General features: G+C 65.6%; 7 protein-coding genes. 4 read left to right on the forward strand and 3 right to left on the reverse strand.

What is annotated here, in order from left to right:
• Positions 1-140: 140 nt before the first annotated feature.
• From efp to ABWP92_RS15830, 3 genes are all read right to left on the reverse strand, one after another.
• Positions 141-695 (reverse strand): elongation factor P, encoded by a 555-nt coding sequence (gene efp, locus ABWP92_RS15820; protein WP_353236363.1) that lies wholly within the window; start codon positions 693-695, stop codon positions 141-143.
• A gap of 151 nt (positions 696-846) precedes the next feature.
• Positions 847-1,959, reverse strand: a complete 1,113-nt coding sequence (gene earP, locus ABWP92_RS15825) for an elongation factor P maturation arginine rhamnosyltransferase EarP (RefSeq protein WP_353236364.1) — start codon at positions 1,957-1,959, stop codon at positions 847-849.
• Positions 1,956-2,867: a LysR family transcriptional regulator gene (locus ABWP92_RS15830; RefSeq protein ID WP_353236365.1), complete on the reverse strand. Its 912-nt coding sequence runs from the start codon at positions 2,865-2,867 to the stop codon at positions 1,956-1,958. The genes earP and ABWP92_RS15830 overlap by 4 nt, the downstream gene beginning before the upstream one ends.
• On the opposite strand from ABWP92_RS15830, the gene ABWP92_RS15835 reads away from it, so the two are divergent.
• The 4 genes from ABWP92_RS15835 to ABWP92_RS15850 all read left to right on the forward strand — a co-directional run.
• On the forward strand, positions 2,866-2,991 hold the full coding sequence (locus ABWP92_RS15835; protein ID WP_353236366.1) for a hypothetical protein: 126 nt from the start codon (positions 2,866-2,868) through the stop codon (positions 2,989-2,991). The two genes, ABWP92_RS15830 and ABWP92_RS15835, sit on opposite strands and share 2 nt — an antisense overlap.
• Positions 2,988-4,208 carry a CaiB/BaiF CoA transferase family protein gene (locus ABWP92_RS15840; RefSeq protein ID WP_353236367.1) on the forward strand — a complete coding sequence of 407 codons (1,221 nt, stop codon included), beginning with the start codon at positions 2,988-2,990 and terminating at the stop codon, positions 4,206-4,208. The genes ABWP92_RS15835 and ABWP92_RS15840 overlap by 4 nt, the downstream gene beginning before the upstream one ends.
• A complete protein-coding gene (locus tag ABWP92_RS15845; protein ID WP_353236368.1) occupies positions 4,205-5,191 on the forward strand; it encodes a hydroxymethylglutaryl-CoA lyase in 987 nt (328 codons plus the stop codon). The genes ABWP92_RS15840 and ABWP92_RS15845 overlap by 4 nt, the downstream gene beginning before the upstream one ends.
• A 61-nt stretch (positions 5,192-5,252) precedes the next feature.
• Positions 5,253-6,193, forward strand: a 941-nt coding sequence (locus ABWP92_RS15850; RefSeq protein ID WP_353236369.1) for a Bug family tripartite tricarboxylate transporter substrate binding protein, incomplete at its 3' end; no start/stop codon positions are given.

Raw genomic sequence — 6,193 nt, forward strand, 5'->3', positions numbered from 1 at the left:
GGGGGCAGCGGACCACGCGTAGCGGCTCTGTTTTTGTTGCAGGGCCGTCGGGAAGATGCGTGAGAGAGGGGCAAATGCAAACGCCCGATGCCGTAAGGCATCGGGCGTTGTTTGCGGTCACACATTGCGGCCGCGGGGAATTACACGCGCTTGCGGTATTCGCCGGTGCGGGTGTCGATTTCGATCTTGTCGCCCTGATCGACGAACAATGGAACGGGCACTTCGAAGCCGGTGGCGATCTTGGCGGGCTTGAGCACCTTGCCCGACGTGTCGCCCTTGACGGCCGGTTCGGTCCAGGTGATTTCGCGTTCGACGCTGGTGGGCAGTTCGACGGAGATGGCCTTGCCGTCATAGAACACGACTTCGGCGGTCATGCCGTCTTCGAGGTAGTTGATGGCGTCGCCCATGTTGGCGGCTTCCACTTCGTACTGGTTGTACTCGGGGTCCATCCACACGTACATCGGGTCGGCGAAGTAGGAGTAGGTGCAATCCTTCTTGTCCAGGATCACGTTGTCGATCTTGTCGTCGGCCTTGAACACGACTTCGGTGCCCATGTTGCTGAGCAGGGCCTTGAGCTTCATGCGCACGGTGGCTGCGCCGCGGCCGCCGCGGGCGTATTCGGTCTTCAGGACGATCATGGGGTCCTTGCCCTGCATGATCACATTGCCAGCGCGGATTTCTTGAGCGATTTTCATAGCTTGCTTGAGTGCGAGTTGGGCCGCTCCACATGCGGGGCGCAAAGGCGAAGTCGCTGCGACTGCCTGTCACCCCGGCGCATGGTCCGCGGCGGGACGCGCCGGCTGGGCACGGGATGTGCTGCCTTCGAATGGCGCAAAGACGATCATTTTAGCTTTTTTCCGCGACAAACCCCAGAAACTGGCTGAGCAGGTCTTCCTGGCGCAGCAGCCGATCGCGCGCAAAGCGAGCACAGGCGCGCCATTCGTCCAGCATGTCCTTGTCGGGAAAAGGCCTGTTTTGCGGCTCTTGGAGGCCATTCCAGACCGCATGCATGTGCCTGAGCGAGGCGGGCGCCTGAAGCCAGTCCAGGAACGCATGCAGTTTGTCGTGATGGGCATCGTCGTGCTGAGGGTAGATCTGCCAGATGAAGGGCTGGCCGGCCCAGAGGGCGCGTACCAGCGAGTCCTCGCCGCGCACGAAATTGAGGTCGCAGGCCCAAAGCAGTTCATCGAACTCGCGCTGCGTGCGATAGGGAAGAAACCCGATGCGCCGCTCGCTGCCGTCCCGTTGCGCGGGTGGCCAGGATTGCAGCGCCTGGCGCACGGCGCGCTCGGCGCGGCCGGGGGTCACCAGCCAGCGGCAATCGGCCGCCTGGCCAAGCGACGCCTTCAACACGTGGGGAAGGGCTGCGGGCTCGTAGCAGAACAGCGAGATGGCGGTGTCGCTTTCCGCCACGCCATGCCGCAGGCGCCACTGCGCGCGGTCGAAGCGGCGTTGCCGCTCGGGCAGGTCGGGTTCGCGCAGCAATCCGCCCGTGCGTTCGGTAAAACCCGGGTAGAAGAACCAGCGCGTCATGCCCGCGGCCGGGCCGCTCATGATGGGTGATGGAAGGCGGTGGCAGCGTTCGACGTAGCTTTCGGCCGAGAGGTATTCGAGATTGATCCAGACGATGCTGGATGGATCGCGCTGGTGCTTGCACGCTATGGCTGAAACGAAAGCCTCGGGAATCTCGCAGCCGAACGCTTCGATGATGACGTCGCCGGGCTCGCCAGGTTGTGCCTGGACGGGCCAGGGCAGGACGCTGACGCGCTCGGCGCCTTGGGGCGCCATCCATTGCAGCGCGCTCGCGTCGTCCATGTACAGCCGCACGTGATGTCCGCGCGCGCCCAGGTCGGCGGCCAGGCGCCAGCACACGCCGGCATCGCCGAAGTTGTCGATCACCTGGCAGAAGATGTCCCAGCGTTTGGGACGCTCGGGAGGAAGGGATATGTGCGTATTCATGGCTGGGCATGGGGCGTTTGCGACGCCGGGCAGCGAAGATGATCGACCAGCAGCCGGGCGGCTCCCGAGAGTGACTCGATGGAGCGCACGCACAGCGACAGCTTGCGCCGTGTCCAGGGTTCGGCCAGCGGGATGGTGCGCAGCGCCAATGCGCCCCGGTAGATCTGGGCGCTGCCCAGCGGCAGCACGCCGATGCCCAGTCCCGCGGATACCATCAGGCACAGCGCGTCATAGCTGGTGACCTGCATGCGCAGCCGGAGCTGCATTTCAAGCTCCGCCGCATGGCGCATGAGCAGGTTGTTGATCGCGCTGCCCGTATGCATGCCGACGATGTCGAAGGGCAGCACGTCGGCCAGCCGCAGGCTGCGCCGTCGCGCCAGGGCATGGCTGGTGGGAACGGCGACCACCAGTTGGTCTTCCCGATAGGGCAGCAGCGCAACCTGGTCGCCATAGTTCCCGTGGTTGAGGATGCCGACGTCGGCCGCGTTCTCCGCCACGGATTGTGCGACGGCGGTGCTGATCTGCTCCTGCAGCTGGACCTGGATCTGCGGATGCTTTGCCATGAAGCCTTGCAGCTCGGCTGGCAGGAATTGCGTGATGGCGGAGATGTTGGCGACAACCCGCACATGGCCCCGGATGCCGGCGCCATAGTCGCGCATCTGCGTGGCGATGCCGTCGAGATCGTTGAGCACTCCGCGTGCCAGGTTGAGCAGGGCGTAGGCCGCCGCGGTGGGCTCGGTGCCGCGGTTGCTGCGGGTGAACAGCGCCACCTCGAGCGCGTCTTCGAGTTCGGCCAGGCGGCGGCTCGCGGCGGATGCCGCAATGTGTTCGCGCGCTGCCGCGCGGGCGATGGCGCTTTCTTCCATCACCGCGACGAAGAGGCGCAGGGAAACGGGATCGAGTTTCATGGAGCGTTTATTTTCACCTGCCATGCCGGTTTGCGATGGCAGCGTCGCGCTTGAGCGTTTTGCGGGCCGCGCGAAAGGCGACATTATCCGCGCCAGTGAAGTCTGCAAAGGAGATACGACATGACCGAGCAAGCCTTGGCCGGGCCATTGACGCCAGCCGCCCTGCAGGGCGTTCGCGTGGTGGAGATGGGCCAGCTCATCGCCGGTCCGTTCTGCGGCAAGACGCTGGGTGATTTTGGCGCGGAGGTCGTCAAGATCGAGGCGACCGGCGCCGGCGATCCTCTGCGCAACTGGCGGCTTTTGAAGAACGGCACCTCTGTCTGGTGGCAGGTGCAGTCGCGCAACAAGAAGTCGGTGGCGCTCGACCTGCGCCAGAGCGAGGCGCAGGACATCGCGCGCAAGCTGATAGCCCAGGCGGACGTGCTGATCGAGAATTTCCGGCCTGGCACCCTGGAGGGCTGGGGCATGTCGCCCGAGGAATTGCACCGGCTCAATCCGGGCCTCGTCATTCTGCGGATCTCGGGGTATGGGCAGACCGGCCCGTACCGCGATCTGCCGGGATTCGGCGTGATCGGCGAAGCGATGGGCGGCCTGCGCCATCTCACCGCCGAGCCGGGGCGTGTGCCGGTGCGCGTGGGCGTGTCCATCGGCGATACGCTGGCTGCGCTGCATGGCGTGATCGGCGTGTTGATGGCGCTCTACCACCGCAAGGCGCATGGCGGCAAGGGGCAGGTCATCGACGTGGCGCTGCACGAGGCCGTATTCAACTGCATGGAAAGCCTGATTCCCGAATACAGCGCGTTCGGCGCCGTGCGCGAAGCCGCGGGCAGCGCGCTGCCCGGCATCGCGCCTTCCAACGCGTATCCGTGCCAGGATGGATGGGTGCTGGTGGCAGGCAATGGCGACAGCATCTTCAAGCGCCTGATGGCGGCGATCGGCCGCCAGGACCTGGCCGATGCGCCCGACCTGGCAAGCAACGCGGGCCGCGTGGCGCGCATTGCCGAGATCGATGCCGCCATCGGCCAGTGGACGTCCCCTCGCAGCGTGGTCGAAGTGACCGAGGCCTTGTCCGTCGCGCGCGTGCCCGCGGGCAAGGTCTATACCGCCCGGGACATCTGCGAGGATCCGCACTACAAGGCGCGTGACATGCTGCTCACGCAGCAGACGCGCGACGGATATGCGGTGACCGTGCCGGGGATCGTCCCCAAGATGTCGGGTACGCCGGGCGGCGTGCGCTCGAGCGCGCCGGGCCTGGGCGACGATACCGATGCGGTGCTGGCCGAGGCGGGCCTCACGCAGGATCAGATTGCGCTGTTGCGCGGCAAGGGAGTGATTCAATGAGCAACGTCTGGAACGGCAATGGCACGCGCATCCGCATGTGCGAGGTCGGCACGCGCGACGGCCTGCAGATGGAGCAGCGGTTCGTGCCCACGCAGGACAAGATTGCGCTGGTGAATGCGCTGTCGCATGCGGGGCTGGCGAAGATCGAAGTGTCTTCGTTCACCTCGCCAACGGCGATTCCCGCGCTGCGTGACGCCGAGATCGTCATGCGCGAGATCGAACGCGTTCCCGGTGTGGTGTACACGGCGCTGGTGCCCAACATGCGCGGAGCGGAGCGCGCCATCGACGCGCGCACCGATGAGCTGAACCTGGTGATGTCGGTGAGCGAGACCCACAACATCGCCAATCTGCGCATGACGCGCGAGCAATCGTTTGCCTCGCTCTCGCAGGTGATCGCGCTGGCGCAACAGGCGAAGGTGCCGGTGAACGTGTCGCTGTCCTGCGTGTTCGGCTGCCCGATGCAGGGAGAGGTGGCGCAGGCCGATGTGTTCGCGTTTGCCGAGCGTTTTGCCGAGTTGGGCGTGCAGGGGATCACCTTGTGCGATACGACGGGCATGGCCTTTCCCGCGCAGGTCGCGCGCATCACCTCGCATGCCATCAAGTGCTGGCCGGCGGTGGAGTTCACGCTGCATTTCCACAATACGCGGGGCATGGGGCTTGCCAACGTGCTTGCCGCGATCGACGCGGGGGCGCGCCAGTTCGATGCCTCCCTTGGCGGTCTTGGCGGCTGCCCTTACGCACCGGGTGCGTCGGGCAACGTGTGCAGCGAGGAGATCGTGCATGCGCTGCAGTGCATGGGCTATGACACGGGCGTGGACCTGGATGCGATCATCGCCGCGGCCCGGTGCCTGCCGGAGCTGATTGGGCATGAGGTGCCCAGCCAGATCGTCAAGGCGGGCAAGCGTCTGGACACGCATCCGCTGCCCGCTGATTTCGAGGCGATCCGTGAGCGTGCGCTGGCGCGCGATCGGCGGGCTGCTTGACTGCATGTGAACGCGGCAGCGGCTTCAGGACAGGTTTTTTATTCAGACAAGGAGACATCACATGAATACGATTCGACGCAATATGCTGGCGGCGGCCCTGTGTGCCGCATTCGGCGCGGCAGCCGCCGGTAGCGCCTTCGCGCAGGGAGACTTCCCCAGCCGGCCCATCACGTTCGTCGTTCCCGCGGCCGCGGGCGGCACGACGGACCTGGCCGGCCGCATGGCCGCGCAGGCCCTCGGCCCGGTGATCGGCCAATCGGTGGTGGTCGACAACAAGGGCGGCGGCAACGGCGCCATCGCCGCGACGTTCGTCAAGCGCGCCGAGGCCGATGGCTATACGCTGCTGATGCAGTACTCGGGCTACCACGTCATCACTCCGCACATCACCAAGGCCCTGCAGTGGGAGCAAAAGGATTTCCAGCCCGTTGGCAACATCATGTCCGCGCCGCAGATCATCGTCGTGCGTGACAGCGTTCCGGCCCGCACGCTCAAGGAACTGGTCGAATACGCCAAGGCCAATCCCGGCAAGCTGAACTACGCATCGTCCGGCAATGGTTCGCTGCAACACGTGACGGGCGCGATGCTGGAGCAGCAGGCTGGCATCAAGATGGTGCACGTGCCCTACAAGGGCACCGGCCCGGCGCTGCAGGATCTGCTGGGCGGCCAGGTTGATCTGACGTTCGGCACCGCGCCGCCGTTCATGCCGCACATCCAGTCGGGCAAGCTGCGTGTGCTCGCCGTGACGGGCAAGGAGCGCCTGCCCAGCCTGCCAAACGCACCCACCACCGCCGAGGCCGGATACCCCGGTGTGAACGCGACTTCGTGGTTCGGCCTGTTTGCTCCGGCCGCCGTTCCGAAAACCGTGATCGACAAGCTCACCGCCGATCTGAAGAAGGTGGTGGAAGACCCCGCTTTCCGCAAGAAGGCCGAAGAGCAGGGCGCCACGGCCGACTATCAGAACCCGCAGCAGTTCGGAGAACGCGTGAAGGCCGACTATGCCGG

This window comes from Diaphorobacter ruginosibacter, from assembly GCF_040396215.1.
Taxonomy (GTDB): Bacteria; Pseudomonadota; Gammaproteobacteria; order Burkholderiales; family Burkholderiaceae_C; genus Diaphorobacter_A; species Diaphorobacter_A ruginosibacter_A.